At 40.4% G+C, this 16327-nt stretch carries 16 protein-coding genes; 9 read left to right on the top strand and 7 right to left on the bottom strand.

Annotated features, from left to right (window positions below; all coding sequences use genetic code 11):
* Positions 1-134: 134 nt before the first annotated feature.
* Positions 135-1376, bottom strand: a complete 1242-nt coding sequence (locus AC1D7X_RS07285; protein WP_495455036.1) for a glycosyltransferase family 2 protein — start codon at positions 1374-1376, stop codon at positions 135-137.
* A 598-nt stretch (positions 1377-1974) separates the two neighbouring features.
* Between AC1D7X_RS07285 and AC1D7X_RS07280 the strand changes: the two genes are divergently transcribed.
* Both AC1D7X_RS07280 and AC1D7X_RS07275 read left to right on the top strand, forming a co-directional pair.
* The gene (locus AC1D7X_RS07280; protein WP_495455295.1) at positions 1975-2502 is read left to right on the top strand and encodes a phosphatase PAP2 family protein; all 528 of its coding nucleotides are present in this window, start codon (positions 1975-1977) and stop codon (positions 2500-2502) included.
* A gap of 52 nt (positions 2503-2554) precedes the next feature.
* Positions 2555-3688, top strand: a complete 1134-nt coding sequence (locus AC1D7X_RS07275) for an MGDG synthase family glycosyltransferase (RefSeq protein WP_495455294.1) — start codon at positions 2555-2557, stop codon at positions 3686-3688.
* 24 nt (positions 3689-3712) lie between these two features.
* On the opposite strand, the gene trmB is transcribed toward AC1D7X_RS07275, so the two are convergent.
* On the bottom strand, positions 3713-4462 hold the full coding sequence (trmB, locus tag AC1D7X_RS07270; protein WP_495455035.1) for a tRNA (guanosine(46)-N7)-methyltransferase TrmB: 750 nt from the start codon (positions 4460-4462) through the stop codon (positions 3713-3715).
* Positions 4463-4691: 229 nt separating this feature from the next.
* Positions 4692-4880, bottom strand: coding sequence for a hypothetical protein (locus AC1D7X_RS07265; protein ID WP_495474914.1), 189 nt, complete (start codon positions 4878-4880; stop codon positions 4692-4694).
* Positions 4881-5121: 241 nt separating this feature from the next.
* On the opposite strand from AC1D7X_RS07265, the gene mnmL reads away from it, so the two are divergent.
* From mnmL to AC1D7X_RS07245, 4 genes are all read left to right on the top strand, one after another.
* Complete coding sequence (gene mnmL / locus AC1D7X_RS07260) at positions 5122-6075, top strand: tRNA modification radical SAM protein MnmL/YtqA (RefSeq protein WP_495455033.1); 954 nt, start codon at positions 5122-5124, stop codon at positions 6073-6075.
* A 1-nt stretch (position 6076) separates the two neighbouring features.
* Positions 6077-6658 (top strand): tRNA 5-(aminomethyl)-2-thiouridylate-methyltransferase MnmM, encoded by a 582-nt coding sequence (gene mnmM / locus AC1D7X_RS07255; protein ID WP_495455032.1) that lies wholly within the window; start codon positions 6077-6079, stop codon positions 6656-6658.
* A 118-nt stretch (positions 6659-6776) separates the two neighbouring features.
* Positions 6777-7745, top strand: a complete 969-nt coding sequence (locus AC1D7X_RS07250) for a type I phosphomannose isomerase catalytic subunit (RefSeq protein ID WP_495455031.1) — start codon at positions 6777-6779, stop codon at positions 7743-7745.
* 50 nt (positions 7746-7795) lie between these two features.
* Positions 7796-8719: an alpha/beta fold hydrolase gene (locus tag AC1D7X_RS07245; protein ID WP_495455030.1), complete on the top strand. Its 924-nt coding sequence runs from the start codon at positions 7796-7798 to the stop codon at positions 8717-8719.
* 84 nt (positions 8720-8803) lie between these two features.
* Here the strand turns inward: AC1D7X_RS07245 and AC1D7X_RS07240 are convergent, their stop codons facing one another.
* The gene (locus AC1D7X_RS07240) at positions 8804-10582 is read right to left on the bottom strand and encodes a B12-binding domain-containing radical SAM protein (protein ID WP_495475014.1); all 1779 of its coding nucleotides are present in this window, start codon (positions 10580-10582) and stop codon (positions 8804-8806) included.
* A gap of 18 nt (positions 10583-10600) precedes the next feature.
* A complete protein-coding gene (gene recQ, locus AC1D7X_RS07235) occupies positions 10601-12466 on the bottom strand; it encodes a DNA helicase RecQ (RefSeq protein WP_495475013.1) in 1866 nt (621 codons plus the stop codon).
* Positions 12467-12658: 192 nt separating this feature from the next.
* On the opposite strand from recQ, the gene AC1D7X_RS07230 reads away from it, so the two are divergent.
* From AC1D7X_RS07230 to AC1D7X_RS07220, 3 genes are all read left to right on the top strand, one after another.
* Entirely contained in the window at positions 12659-13633 is a 975-nt protein-coding gene (locus tag AC1D7X_RS07230; RefSeq protein WP_495455029.1) for an RluA family pseudouridine synthase, read from the top strand.
* A gap of 178 nt (positions 13634-13811) precedes the next feature.
* Positions 13812-14156, top strand: coding sequence for a hypothetical protein (locus AC1D7X_RS07225; protein WP_495455028.1), 345 nt, complete (start codon positions 13812-13814; stop codon positions 14154-14156).
* Between the two features lie 95 nt (positions 14157-14251).
* A complete protein-coding gene (locus AC1D7X_RS07220) occupies positions 14252-14419 on the top strand; it encodes a hypothetical protein (protein ID WP_495455027.1) in 168 nt (55 codons plus the stop codon).
* Positions 14420-14559: 140 nt separating this feature from the next.
* Here AC1D7X_RS07220 and AC1D7X_RS07215 read toward each other — a convergent pair whose 3' ends face one another.
* Positions 14560-14877: a rhodanese-like domain-containing protein gene (locus tag AC1D7X_RS07215; protein WP_495455026.1), complete on the bottom strand. Its 318-nt coding sequence runs from the start codon at positions 14875-14877 to the stop codon at positions 14560-14562.
* A gap of 126 nt (positions 14878-15003) precedes the next feature.
* Entirely contained in the window at positions 15004-16323 is a 1320-nt protein-coding gene (gene odhB / locus AC1D7X_RS07210) for a 2-oxoglutarate dehydrogenase complex dihydrolipoyllysine-residue succinyltransferase (protein WP_495474913.1), read from the bottom strand.
* Between the last annotated feature and the right edge of the window lie 4 nt (positions 16324-16327).

Below are 16327 nucleotides of genomic sequence, written 5' to 3'. Positions count from 1 at the left end.
ATCAATTGGATCAATACCAGCCAATAATCTTGCATTGGTCAGGTGAGAAGCCGGTGCTTCTGCTTAAATCCAAATATTCTTTTAACATACTAGAAGAGTATATCATGTGACTGCTAGCAATGTCAATCACTTTCTTATACTTGTTTGCTCTGTACGACCTCTTCCATTCGAACCACTCGTGTATGTTCTGTATGGCTCCACTGTTTATTGTTCTGTGTAAAGAACGCGTAGAACGTTATTGGGTACCAAGACAATAGATAGATCGGAAACAAAATAATATATTGATATACTTTTTTATAGGTTATCTTCTCTAATACCATAGCTATAATAAAAGTAAGGATATTAGCTGCTACGGCAACAAAACTTAACCAGAATGGTAAATACCCATAAATATTAACAATGTTCGGTCCACCGAAGAAAGCAATATCTACCCACATTGTAGCAGTCATCAGGAACGTAAGGAGTACGATGTATACGTTCGCTCCATACAAAGCTAAGTCAAATTTAACAAGGCTTCTTTCCTTAATACTTTGCCATAGTAGTGGGAAAAAGTATCTACGTGCCACTGTAAAGTGACCTTGCATCCAACGAAGACGCTGTCTTGATGAAGCTTTGAAAGTAAGTGGTTTCTCATCAAAGACTTTGGCATCGTAATTGAATTTAGGATATACGCCGTTTTTGACGCTGCGCATTGTAAACTCAAGATCCTCAACCAAACTTGTAGCTCCCCAACCCATTTCTTTCAACAGCTTTGTTTCAAAACACATTCCTGTGCCACCTAAAAAGTTAGCCATATTCATGTTGTGCCGAGATAACTGCCACAGACGATTAATGTACCAATACGAAATTCCGTATGCCGCAGTAATCCATGAATCTTCTGGATTCTTCGTATCAATATAACCTTGAATAACACGTGCTCCACCAGATAAGTCATCGTTCATTTCACTAAGGAAGTTAGGTGCTGCCAAATTATCCGCATCAAACATAACAACAGCATCATATTGACGAGGCATATTCCAAAGTTCCTTCAACATCCATTCAATAGCGTAGCCTTTGCCCCGAAGATTCGGGTTTGTGCGTACACAAGCATGCATGCCATGCTCACGAACGATATCTGCAGTGCGATCCGTACAGTTATCGCAAATCACAAAGACATCATACAGTTCTTCCGGATAATCAAGTTGTTTCAAATTCTCCATCAGAGCCCCAACGACCTGCTCTTCATTATGTGCTGCAACTAAGACAGCGAATGATTTGGTTGTTGGAAAATGCTCTTTTTTCTTTTTCCTATACAAACCAAATAAAGAGAACACAAATTGGTACACAGCGACCACAGCCAATACGATCTGCATCGCGACGAAAATAACGTCTATCATGTTTCTCTCAAACCCCCTTTTTAACCCTACATTACTTAAAATTTGTTTCGTTCTTTCTTGCTTTGTTTCTCTAATTTTCTCTGTCTCTGTTTTTGACCTTAATGACCCTTTTTAAACAATTCGTTTGTAGTACCTTAACAATAATGTATGTTTTTGAATCCTTTGTCAAAATGACTAAAGAGGTTCCTGATTCAAAAACAAGATAAGAACCGTTATTTAGCGATGCTATGTGGTTTCTATCTCATCCTCTTGAGGGATTAGTTCTTATTTTCATCCATTTGCTAAAAATTTATTTCTCTATCCCCCTTTTTCATAATTTTAGCATTCGTGTGAAACAGTTGTTCCTATATAAACAGACGTAGTAAGTAATGGAAAAGTTGACATACTTTATTGATAATTTATAAACAGTTCGTTTGTATCTGAATCATTGTACGTTGTAAATAGGATCAAGTCAAAAGACTAAGGTCCTATTACAGCTTTCCCTTGAAAATAAAAGAAATTAAAAATATGATAACATGAATATGATAGACACAAAAAAATGATACTAAAAGCTAACAGCGAATACCTTAAGACGTTAAGGTCATAGGAGAGGATTATGATGAAACAACTTATCTCTAAGTTTCAAATATTGGATCATCGGTTATTTCATTGGATCAACGGTCAACTTCATAATCGTTTCTTGAATTTTTGGCTATATTATCTAACATTCCTAGGAGGAGCAACATTCACTATTAGTATCAGCATATTAACTTGGGCATTTGCTTCACTTCCCTGGAGTATCGCTGGTGCACAAGCCGCTATCGCACTCGCGGTTAGTCATATTCCCGTCGCTATCGCGAAGAAACGATATCCGCGAATTAGACCTTATCTTGCTTTTCCAGAGACAAACACATTCCGTAATCCACTTAGTGATCATTCATTTCCATCAGGTCATACAACAGCATCATTCGCTGTAGCGATCCCTTTTATATTTGCAGTTCCAGCCCTATTCACGCTATTTCTCAGCATTAGTCTTATTGTTGGTTTCTCTAGAATATATCTTGGACTTCATTACCCTTCAGATGTATTAGCAGGCGCTGTTATTGGTACATCCGTTGCCTCGGTGACTGTTGCAATATGGGCTTAAAGTAGATATGGTTATTTATATGGAAAACCCTGCAGGAATAGGTGATAGTAAATTGATTAAAAAAAGAGTTTTATTATTGTCAGAAGGCTTTGGTGCAGGGCATACTCAAGCTGCGTATGCACTCTCCAGCAGTTTGCGCAAACTGTCACCAAATATTCAGACGAAAGTTCTCGAACTGGGCAGCTTTTTAAATCCTAGAGTTGCTCCTTTAATTATAACAGCATACAAAAAAACGATTGTTTCACAACCCCGCTTAGTGGGCATGATGTATAGACATCAATATAAAAAGTCACTCAATCGTCTTACGACTTTAGCCCTACACCGTATTTTTTATACACATACGAAAAATGTCGTAAATCAGCTCCGCCCAGACGTTATTGTATGTACACACCCTATTCCAAATGCCGTCATTTCTCGACTTAAGCGACTTGGGGTAGACGTCCCCTTATGTACGGTCATCACAGATTATGATGCTCACGGCACATGGATCAGCTCAGAAGTCGATCGTTTCCTTGTCTCCACACCTGAAGTGAAATACAAGTTAATCGAACGTGGTGTGCCATTGTCTAAAATTCAAGTTACTGGAATCCCTATACACCCTAACTTCTGGGAGCATCCTAGCAAAGCTACTATTAGAGAAAGATTTCATATAAAAGATATGCCTACTGTATTAGTCATGGCGGGAGGATGGGGGATCATAAACGATGAGATCGTAAATGACTATCTTGTGCAGTGGAGCGATCATATTCAAATTATATTTTGTCTAGGTAGCAATGATAAAGTCCGTCTCAAAATGGAGTATAGTTCTAAATATAACCATCCCAACATTCATGTACTTGGCTTTATAAAAGAGATTGATCAACTCATGGAAATATCCGATGTACTGGTTACGAAACCCGGGGGCATGACTTGCTCTGAAGGATTATCTAAGGGTATTCCGATGCTCTTCCATCACCCTTTACCGGGTCAAGAGGAAGAGAATTGCCAATACTTCACTTCACAGGGATTGGGTGAACCTATTACTTCTACCGTCGTCCTCGAGAAGTGGATGAATAAGTTGATACATAACTACGATGATATCATCCAACAAAGAGAGAAACATCTGATGGACATTGCCCAGTACCACCCGATGCAAAGTGCCCAAAGCATTATAGAGATGTTTGAACTAAATAAGGTGTCCTCCTAGGAGGACACCTTATTTAATATTTGATTAGATACCCTCTACCACGGTGGATGGTTTATTCTCTTGAAGACGGTATTTCTTTAGACGTTCTGCATTATACCGCTGTAATGATTGTTCTCCAACCATGACTTCACAACGATTGATATGCATACCTCGATCTACGAACTTGGATTCATACTCCGTCATAACATTCCATTCCTGAATGCCTTCACGATGGAGATCAAGGGATATATTATTCATCTGCAAGCCATAATCAGCAAAAGAGTTCAGTGAGAACTCAAACAATGTCTGCGAATCTGTCTTAAGATGAATCTCCCCATTAGAATTTAGAAGAGATACATACTTCTCAAGGAACCGTGGATGTGTCAGGCGACGTCTTGCATGTTTCGCTTTTGGCCATGGATCACTGAAATTTAGGTATACACGTTCTAATTCATCTACTTCAAATACTTCATCCGCATATTCCACGTTTGCAAATGCCAATCGTAGATTTGGTGGAAGATCAACTTGCTGTTCAGACCACACATTCAGTGCTTTCTCACTTGCGCGTCGAATTAACTCATCGTACATATCAATCCCAATGAAGTTAATGTCTGGGTTGTTAAAACTCATTTGGCTAATAAATTGTCCTTTGCCCATTCCAAACTCAACATGGATAGGATGATCATTACCAAATAAGGATGACCATTTCCCTTTATAATCCTTAGGATTCAGAATAACTAGCTCCTTCTGCTCCTCTAGACTTTCTCTTATGCCTTTTCTACCACGTAAACGCATGCTAAAACCCTCCGCTTTCATTTCTATATGGACTCATATCAAGAGATCATTCCCGAAAATCATCACTATTGCAATATTGTGCCGAAGTTCTTAACAAATGTAAAGAGCCTTTCGTGTATCTTCTTATGATTATGCAAAGAAAAAAGAATTCTGTTCCCCATATTATAGAGGTATAGCACAGAATTCCTTAACTTATATATTTAGAATTAGAGTCCAACAAATTTACGATTTAGGAGTCTGTCGAATGATCTTTTTGAATGTCGAACCTTTTCTCAAAAGCGTTACGAATTTTTCTTCTAGCTGCTGCCTTTACTTTATGATTGCCGTTAAATTCTACCCCTGTTAATGCAAGCGCTTCATCAGGAGTCAAGTCTACTGCAATCATGTTCTCTTCATTAAGATGAGCCGTTGAATTCATGCAAATCACCTCACGGTATTAGTATGTTCCATGACGCCTTAAAATATGAATTCTAATATGAAATATCCTCTCAAATCGAGTCTGACGCACAAGATAATATTAACATATTATGTAAGATATTTCAATGATATTATTGTCTTATTTCAGCCTGTTTTCAATGCCCTCACATTACTTTTACCCGTCTTTTTGTTATAATAGTTGCTGTATGTCTTATCCAAGGATTATATAAAAGGAGCACTTCATGAATCAATCAAATTTGACTACCCCCATGCTTTGGGGAGATAAAAGATTTCATACATGGAATTACGAAATGCATCATCACTTTAATGATAAAGTATTCAAAGTTATGCTCGATGCTGGGTTCACTTGTCCCAACCGCGATGGTTCGATCGCAAAAGGAGGTTGTACTTTCTGTAGCGCCAGAGGTTCAGGGGATTTTGCAGGAAGTAGACGTCTTGATCTTGTTACACAATTCAATACGATTCGGGATAAGCAACATCTGAAATGGCCTAACGCCAAATATATTGGTTACTTTCAAGCTTATACGAATACGTATGCGCCTGTTGAGGAGTTAAGAGAATACTTTGAAGTTATTTTAGAACAGCCTGGCGTTGTAGGATTATCGATTGCAACTCGGCCAGACTGTCTGCCGGATGACGTCATTGAATATCTAGCTGAATTAAATGAGCGTACTTATCTGTGGGTAGAAATGGGCTTACAGACGATCCATGACTCTACCTCTGAACTCATCAATAGAGCACATGATACAGCATGTTATGAAGAAGCTGTGGCTAAGCTACGAAAACACAATATACGAGTATGTACACACATTATCTACGGCCTCCCACAAGAGACTCACGAAATGATGCTAGAAACGGGTAGGGCCGTTGCGAATATGGATGTCCAAGGTATTAAGATCCACTTATTGCATCTGATGCGTAAGACACCCATGGTGAAACAATACGAGGCAGGTCTACTCCGTTTCTTAGAGAAAGATGAATATGTCAATCTCATCGTTGACACCTTAGAAATGCTACCTCCTGAGATGATCGTTCATCGACTTACAGGGGATGCTCCAAGAGATCTATTAATTGGTCCTACGTGGAGCCTTAAGAAGTGGGAAGTATTGAATGCCTTCGATGCTGAGCTTAAGGCACGCGATACTTGGCAAGGCAAATATTGGAGGGGGAAATAACATGGGTTTTCTCTCGGTTCTCAGCTTTGCTCACAAGTTAGTCTCCGAACGGGTGCAGCTTGGAGATGTTGCCATTGATGCGACAATAGGAACAGGTACAGACACGCTATTCTTAGCCAAGGTAACAGGTCCTAAGGGACATGTATACGGGTTCGACATTCAAGAAGAAGCTATTCATCTTACTCAAACAAGAATAGATCAACATGTGCTGCCAGCTATCTCACCCGTTACGCTCCTGCTTCAGAGTCATGCTTTGATGAAGGATGCTATTTCGTCGAATCATCATGGTAAAGTAGCCGCCATCATGTTCAATCTTGGATACTTACCGTCAAGCGCTTCTAATAAAGAGATTATTACGATGACCGATAGTACTATAGATGCACTTCAGCGTGGCCTTGAACTTCTCCGCCCTGGTGGCATTATAACCATCGTGTTATACCCTGGTCATCCAGGTGGGGATACAGAATCGGTAGCTGTTAAGGAATGGGCTTCACAAATCCCACAATCCTTGGCACAGTCCATTATCTATCAGCAACTACAGCGCTCCGATGCGCCTTTTACTATTGCTTTAGAAAAGAAATAGTACACAAGTATATGATACTAACGAAAGATAACTCCAACTGGTACTTTTTTAATAGAAGTATTAATATGGAAACAAGTTAGTTCAAATCATATAGTTTAACTCGAGAGGATGGCTGATTATGATAAAACCTTATCCATTGCAATTTCAACCTGAATTTAAAGAACGTGTGTGGGGTGGGCGAGCTCTAGAAGAATTCGGATTAGATATTCCCGAAGGGCATATTGGAGAAGGTTGGATGATTGCTGATCATCCGAATGGCACTACCACTGTGATGAACGGTGAACTTGCTGGCCTTGGACTGGATCAAATTCGCGAGCAATTAGGTAAGGATTGGTTTGGAAGTAAGGGATTCTCTGAGGTTAATGGACGTTTCCCACTACTTATTAAACTTCTTGATTGTAATGATGACTTATCTGTACAAGTTCACCCTAAAGATGATTATAACGGGTTACCAGAGGGTGAATTGGGTAAAACTGAAATGTGGTACGTGCTTGATGCTAAACCTGGTTCCAAAATTATATATGGTTTGAATGATGGCGTGACACGTGAAAGTCTACAACAAGCTCTAACTAGCGGAAACATTACAGATTGTTTACGAGAAGTACCTGTTGAAGCAGGAGATACGTTCTATATTCCATCGGGTACAGTTCATGCTTTATGCGCAGGTGTCGTTGTAGCTGAGATCCAACAGAATTCGGACACGACCTACCGTCTGTATGACTATAACCGTCCAGGATTGGATGGCAAACCACGTGATTTACATATTGAAGATTCATTGAATGTTATTGCTTATGAGGGTTCTGGTGCCTCTACCATGAAGACCAATCATGCAACGCCAGGAGAATGGTTGGAACTAGCTAAGTCTCCCTACTTTATCGTTGAGAAAGGTATAGTTTCGGGTAACTGGTCACTAAGCACGACACCTGCAAGCTTTACTATTCTTGTCATTTGCGAAGGCCAAGGGATCCTGAAATGGGACGGCGGAGCGATAGACTATAAAGCGGGACAATGCTTCCTATTACCTGCTAATCTACTTGATTATGAACTTGAAGGAAGTGCTACTGTTTTACGCTCTTATCTTCCATAGTTTTATAGCTTGGGTTACGTTTTGATAGACACTGTAAGGGGTGACGTTTGTTGAAAAAGCGTTCATTTACGTTATTAAACCAGCAAGGGATGTCTCTTTATATATATGAATGGCTTCCCGAGGATTCGATTCCTTTAAGAGGCGTCATTCAGATTGTTCATGGGATGGCTGAAACTGCAGACCGCTATACGCGGGTAGCTTCAGCTTTGTGTGAATCAGGCTATGTCGTGTATGCCCATGACCAACGAGGACATGGAAAGACAGCCAAGAGCATGAAAGACCTCGGAGACCCTGGCGAAGATGCTTTTAACGGAATGGCAAATGACATCTTAGAACTTCACACCTTACTTAAAGAAAAGTATTCTGAATTAAAGCATTATCTACTCGGCCATAGTATGGGTTCATTCCTCACTCAGCAAATACTAGAGCAACACGGTGATGAGTATTCAGGTTATATTTTATCTGGCACAAATGGCTTCCGTTCGAACCTTCGAATAGCCAAGACCATAGCTCAAATTCAATTAAGCCTCCAAGGAGCACCTCATCATAGTCTGATGTTGAATGCACTGATATTTGGTAGATATAATCATGGTATATCACCTGTAAATACTCCATTTGACTGGTTATCTAGAGATGAAGATGAAGTGAAGCGATATGTCGAGGACCCGTATTGTGGTGAGATCTGCACAGCTGGATTCTTTCGTGATTTCTTCGCATTGTTACATGACATCCAGAAACCAAGTAATTATCATAAAATTCCGAAGGATAAACCTATCTATTTATTCTCAGGATCTCAGGACCCTGTTGGTTCTTATGGAAAAGGCGTCACGCGTCTATATCAAAAGTACCTCGATTTGGGGATATCCGACGTAGAGTGTCAACTGTATTCTGGTGGAAGACATGAAATGTTGAATGAAATTAACCGTGATGAAGTTACAGCTGATCTGCTGAATTGGTTGGAGCGACACACATAAATGACAACATGCAACAAGGCTACCTAGTCCATCGTGGACTAGGTAGCCTTGTTCGTTATCCATTGTTATTTCAGTTGTGCGTACCTAAACTGATGTTGATGGTTCTAACTTTAACGTATACCAATAAGGACGCTGACTCTCATCTTGTTGATACAGAACAATCAATAGCGTCTGTTGATCGCTTTGATCTGATACCGTACCTTCTTCATTCGAATCCAATAACTGATCCAGATCGAATGGGAGCACATCCATTACAGCATGTTTCTGCAATGCGCGTTCGTCTAACTGAAGTGCTTCAAACTCAGGAGATACAAGCTCTGGGTGCTCTACGAGCGATTTCAAATATATCGACCACTTATCTTTCGTTAATCGTTCATCCCACCAGATGGTGCGTGGTTTATATTTATGATTCAAGAAATAATCAAGTTTCATCAAACCTAATATAACGTCCATCCGTCGTACACCTCGGAACTCAAGGAACTTATGAAGACGTAGGAACAGATCCTCTAGTTGATGACCTATCTTCTGCCAGCCTTGTCCTTCCCAATAATCGCCGAAGTCTTGGAAGAAATCAAATGGAGAGTCAAATTCATTTTTCATAAGATACTTCAAAGTATGATCCATACGATGAGAATTCCAGAACTTCTCAAGTACATCCTCAAGTCGCTTCAAATGAATAATGTCAGCAAATGAGAGTTTATTACTGCTTAATATTTCATAAGGTGCGTATTCCATATACTTATACTCATATTTGTCAGCGTCATTGCGTAGTCCAGTTCCTCGCAACATTTTGAGAAATCCAAGTTGCAGTTCTTCGGGTTCCATCGCGAATACATCATTAAACGTCGTACGGAATGTATCATAATCCTCATCAGGCAATCCAGCAATAAGGTCAAGATGCTGATCAATGTTACCGCTGGCTTTGATTGTATTAACGGTACGAGATAGCTTCGTGAAATTCTGACGACGCTTAACAAGTTCATTCGTAATATCATTCGTAGATTGTACGCCAATCTCGAAACGGAATATACCTGGAGGTGCATTCTCAGCTAAATACGCTAATACCTCAGGTCGCATAATATCAGCGGTAATCTCGAATTGAAACACGCAACCACGATGATTCTCAATAATAAATTCAAACATTTCCATTGCATAGTTACGATTAATATTAAATGTTCGATCTAAGAATTTGATAATCTTCGCACCATGCTCGATTAAGTAAAGAATATCTGACTTCACCCGTTCAATATCGAAATAACGTACACCTACTTCAATACTGGATAGACAAAATTGACAGTTAAATGGACAACCTCTACTTGTCTCAAAATATACGATACGTTTGCTCAAATCTGGAATATCCTCGGCAAATCGATACGGTGTTGGTAGCGTATCTAGATCTGTCTTCGGACGTCCGGGATTGATAATAATCTCGTCGCCTTTGCGATAAGTTGCGCCATACACGAAATGGAACTTTCGATCCCCCTCGATGGTTTGCAAGAGGTGATGAAATGTCTCTTCTCCGTCACCCATGACGATATGATCCACATTCTGAATGCGCTCCATCCAATGCTGTACATCATAGGACACTTCAGGTCCGCCCATCACAATCGTTACCTCTGGCATAACTTGTTTAACAATATCGATGACTTTAATCGTCTCTTCAATATTCCAAATGTAACAGGAGAATCCAATGACATCAGGTTTCTTCTGAAATAGATCCGATACGATATTCATCACAGGGTCTTTGATGGTATATTCAGCAAGTTCAATATCGAATTCCTTCTCGCTATATGCCTTTAATAACCGAATCGCAAGCGACGTATGAATATATTTAGCATTTAAGGTAGACAGTACAACTTTCATCATTCACACAACTTTCTTCTATTCATAATCATCTATAATTCCATCTTGAGTCTGGTTCTGAAAGAAATCCAGGAATGGCTTACCATATTTACGGAATTTCACTTCCCCGACACCTTTAATCTTCAGTATTTCTGCTTCTGTTTGTGGGCATACCACGCTCATCTCACGCAATGTTGCATCATTGAAAATAATGTAAGACGGCACACGTTCCTTACCTGCAAGCTCGCGCCGAACAAGCCGCAATTGTTCAAATACCGTCTCGTTAACTGCAGAGGGAGAATGATCCCGATCCCTTGTTCTGCTATAGCCACCTGTGCCTGTCCCGCTAGTTCGAGTTGGACGCGCGACACGTTGCATCACCTGTCGTTGTCCTTTTAGAACATCTGCAGCCAAAGGTTGAAGTTTCAATACGGGATATTGCCCTTCAGAAAGCGCCAAATACCCATCTGAAGCCATCACATTGATCACTTCTGAGATTTCCTTTTCTGTCCGATTCGACATAGCTCCATACGTGGACAGACTTTCAAACCCATACTGTAATACTTTTTTGTTACGAGATCCTTTGAGCACGGACGCCACCATCGACACACCGAACCTCTCACGCATCCGATGAATGCAAGAAAATATTTTTTGGGCATCAATGGTCATATCCACAAGTTCCCTCTCATCCGTACAGGAACTACAAGTACCACATGGATGACCTTCATGAGCCTCCCCAAAATAATCTAACATCGCATTCCGCAAGCAACGATTCGTATAACAGTAATCCAACATCTGTTGTAACTTTCGGTAATCATTATGTTTCCGTTCATCATCTTGCTGGTTCTGCTCAATTAGGAACTTCTGAGTCATGATATCCTGCCCACTAAACAGTAGGATACATTGACTTGGTTCACCATCTCGCCCTGCACGACCGGCTTCCTGTACGTATGCCTCCATATTCTTCGGCATACTGTAGTGGATGACATAACGGACATTCGATTTATCGATTCCCATCCCGAATGCATTGGTCGCTACGATCACGTGGATATCATCATACAGAAACCCTTCTTGGCTTGTTGCTCGTTCTGCATCACTCATCCCTGCGTGATAACGCCCCGCAGCAATACCCGAACTTTGGAGTCTCTCGTATAGTTGATCTACGTCTTTCCTTGTCGCGCAATAGATAATACCTGTCTCATGAGCATGTTCTCTTGTATACGTCATAACGAACTCTCGCTTGTTCTCACCACGTAGCACGGACATAGCTAGATTATCTCGACCTAATCCTGTAACAAACACCTGTGGATCTTCAAGACGTAATAACTTCACAATATCGTCCATCACTTCTGGTGTAGCCGTTGCAGTGAATGCCGCTATAATAGGACGTTCTGAGAGAGTTTTAACGAATGGAGCCACTGAAAGATAACTTGTCCGAAAATCATGCCCCCATTGCGAGACACAGTGCGCTTCATCTACAGCAACACAGGAAATGGGGAGTTGAGCCATTTGTTCACGGAACCAATCCAACTCTAAGCGTTCGGGAGCTACATAGAGTAACTTTAGATCACCCTGTGCAGCAGCTCGTATTCGTTCATTCACTTCTTTTCCACTAAGTGTACTATTAATGAAAGCGGCAGCGATTCCCGCTGTCGTAAGCGCATCTACCTGATCCTTCATTAAAGAGATCAATGGTGAAACAACAAGTGTAAGTCCTGGAAGCATCAACGCCGGTATCTGATAACAGATGGACTTACCTCCACCTGTCGGCATGATTCCAAGTGTATCTCTACTATTCAGCACACTAGATACAATATTTTTTTGACCTTCCCGGAAATCGGAATAACCATAATATTTCTGCAGATAACTCTGCGCTCGATCCAATGTCATAGGTTCCATTATCATCATTAATAACTCCTTACTAACTACTTCGTCCTTCGAGACTGTTAAATAACAAATCTTCTATTATATAAGTTTACTGGGCTTTGGTTGATTCAGCAACCCAAGTTGAATGCTGGGCTTTCACTTTCATAGCATTGCACCATGACTCATGGTATTATTGGACAGTAAATCACATGAGGATGGAGAATTCATGAAATGAAGAATAAACAACGTTCAGGGCAAGGTAAGCATCAATCTTATAATAAAAACAAAACTAAATCGAACTTAACACATCGTGATAATGCTTCTAATAGTAAACAATATACAGTTAAAGAGAACTCAGAGCTGCTGGTATTTTTATTAAGCACATTAGGCAATGTTGGGCGGAACTCTGTGAAATCCATGCTAGCGCGCGGACAAATATCGGTCAATGGCCAAGCGGTAACTGCATATAATTTTCCACTTCAAGTAGGGAACACGGTAACTGTCTCTAAAGATAAAATCGTAGAAGAAGTTCCCCTTATTGGGCTTCGTATCATGCACGAAGATGACGATATTATTGTGGTATATAAGGAAGCTGGGCTATTATCCGTCGCTGCTGCCCAAGAAGATGAGCTAACCGCTTATCGTCAGTTAACAGCACATGTGAGAGAAAAGAACCCACAAAACCGCATATTTGTCGTGCATCGTCTTGATCGTGATACATCGGGAGTTATGATGTTCGCAAAGAATGAGGAAGTGAAAAAGACACTCCAGAACTCATGGCAGGATATGGTCAAGGAGCGCACCTATATCGCATTGGTTGAAGGGAAAATAAAGAAAACCGAAGGAACAATTAAATCGTGGCTTAAGGAAAGTAGCACATTAAAGATGTATTCCAGTTCCCACGTCAATGACGGTCAACTCGCGATTACACACTATAAAACAGTACAAACTAGTAGCTACTTCTCGCTGCTTGAAGTTAATCTTGAAACCGGACGGAAGAATCAGATTCGGGTTCATATGGAGGATATTGGTCACCCGATCGCGGGTGACAAGAAATATGGAGCGAAAACAAGAAACCTTGGGCGACTTGGTCTTCACGCACAAATTCTAGCTTTTGAACACCCCACTACAGGGGAGATCATGACCTTTAAAACAGACATTCCAAAGACATTCCTTCATCCTTTCAAAGAGGTTCCCACTCAATAAAGGATAGCTAATACATTCAATATCAGTAAACAAGTACCCAATCTATCCTTATCCTGTTGGATAGGGTTAGATTGGGTACTTTAACATTGAATGAATCAAAAAAATGACATGTCACTTGATTTACTGATTAAACCTAGTATAATACTTGGTATAACTTACATAAAGGAGATTAGTAATCATGAAAATAACTCCAAACATACATACTTCGTCGCAGACAGATGATTATCTGGATCTTCTGAATTACGCTAAGCAAATCGGAGATCTATCCTGGCAGGAAGAGATTATCGCAGAACTCACATGTAATAAGAAGGACACTATCCAATCTTTTATTCTACATGACGAAGAAAACGAATTACGAGAAAAATTCAATGCCATCAATGCTGAACTTCTTGAACTGTTCGAAAGAATTGAACTATCTAAGGATAACAAGGAACAATTACGTTTAACCGAGAAAGTATGGGATCTACAACTTCAAAGAGTTAATATTCATCACAAAATCCGTGCATTAGATACTTTAAAATAAATGCTAATTACATTTTATTTGAGAAACGTTATCAATTAGAATAAAAATATGATACAATAATGTTCGAATCCACTTGGACAAAAGGAGTCGAACATATGAACACTGTAACGGCACATCATGCCTCTTTGCAAATTGATGACTATTTGGACCTGTTAAACTTTGCAATCAAAGTAAAAGATCACAAATGGCAAAAAGAAATTATACGTAAACTTGAAAGAATGAACGCATCAACTACATCCTTCACTTTACCTTTATCCATCTAATCATACTAACCACTGTAAGCACCCAACTAAGCTATAGTTATGTGCACCAGAATATAAAGAAGGGGCTACCCAATGAGGGTAGTCCCTTTTGATGTCTCTTCTGGCTTATGAGACACGCTATTTCTTATCATTCATCATCATTACTTACCTTCAGATACTGGACCTTCCCAATCAAGCATACCGCCTGCCATATTTACCACTTCATAACCCAGTCCAGTGAGGAATTGACAAGCTCTAGCACTGCGAGCACCACTCCGGCATACCATAACGGTTACTTGGTTGGGATCAAGTTCTTGATAACGTTCAGATAACGTTCCGAGAGGAATATGTCTTGCTTCTGCGATATGTCCTGACTCCCACTCATCATCTTCACGAACATCAATAATCTCAATTTTTTCACCATTAGCTATCTTCTCTTGAACTTCTTCAACGTCCCATTCTTTAACAGTTGTATCCATATATGACACTCCTTATAGTCCAATATTAACACTTCATGGTTTCTCTACTCATCGTAACACAAGTAGTTCACATTATAAAACAAGCAGACCAAGGATGGCCTGCTTGTAATGTGCCCTTGAAATAAATTACCCTTCAAGTAATAACTTTTCTGGATCTTCTAGCATTTCTTTTACAGCGACTAAGAAACGAACAGCTTCACTACCATCAACGATACGATGATCATAAGAGAGTGCGATATACATCATCGGACGATTCTCCATTCTCTCCTGATCAATGGCGATTGGACGCAGCTGAATTTTGTGCATACCTAGAATACCTACCTGAGGGGTGTTAAGAATCGGTGTAGACAATAAAGATCCAAATACTCCCCCATTAGTTATGGTAAAAGTACCCCCTTGTAGTTCCGAGATAGTCAATGAATTATTCCGTGCTTTTCCTGCTAAATCACCGATTTGTCTTTCAATCTCTGCAAACCCTAACCGATCAGCATCACGGACAACCGGAACAACCAATCCTTCTTTCGCTGACACGGCTATTCCAATGTCATAGTACTTCTTAACAAGAATATCTTCTCCATCAATCTCAGCATTAAGTAGAGGATATTCCTTCAATGCACCTACAACTGCCTTTGTAAAGAATGACATGAACCCTAGACCCACATCATGTTTCTCTTGAAAAGCTTGCTTACGTCTCTTCCGAATATCAAGAATCGCTGTCATATCTACTTCATTAAATGTTGTTAACATCGCAGCCGTTCTTTGAGCTTCAACTAGACGTTTCGCAATGGTTGCACGACGTCGTGACATTCGTTCGCGTACTGTCGGCTTAGCGGGATTATCAACCACATTCTGTTTGATGGTCGCCGCTGGAGCAGACTGTGCAGGAGCACTTACCTTACTAGCTATATCTTGTCTATCAGAGGAAGACTTCGCTTGTTCTTGGGGTGCATCTGAATGATTACGTACATTTTCTTGATAAATCCGACCCTTCGTGTCTCGATCTTGTACTTGTTCTAGATCAATTCCACGTTCACGAGCTAATTTACGTGCTGAAGGTGAAGCGGCTAGGAAGGATGCACTTTCAGATGCTGAAGGTTGCTCATCTCGTGTAGCCGTTGCCACTGCAGCAGACTTCTGTTGAGCAGCTGGCTGCTTATGATCGTCCATGTTCGCCTCCTTAGCAGGATTACCTCCAACATTCACAGCTTTTCCACCGGATTGAATTACACCGATAACCTCACCAATCTGAACTGTATCGCCTTCTTGCCTGAGCACTTTATCTAACATCCCGTCCAGTTCGGCACTAATCTCTAGGTTCACTTTATCCGTCTCCAGTTCAAGAAGAACATCCCCGAGGTTAACGGAGTCCCCTTCCTTCACATGCCATTTATAAATCGTTCCTTCGGTAATGGATTCTCCCATTGCGGGTACTGTAATATTATTCAAGTCT

The organism is Paenibacillus sp. Y568, assembly GCF_059445545.1.
Note: the sequence above shows the minus strand (reverse complement) of the source record. Positions and strands in the feature narration are given on the sequence as shown.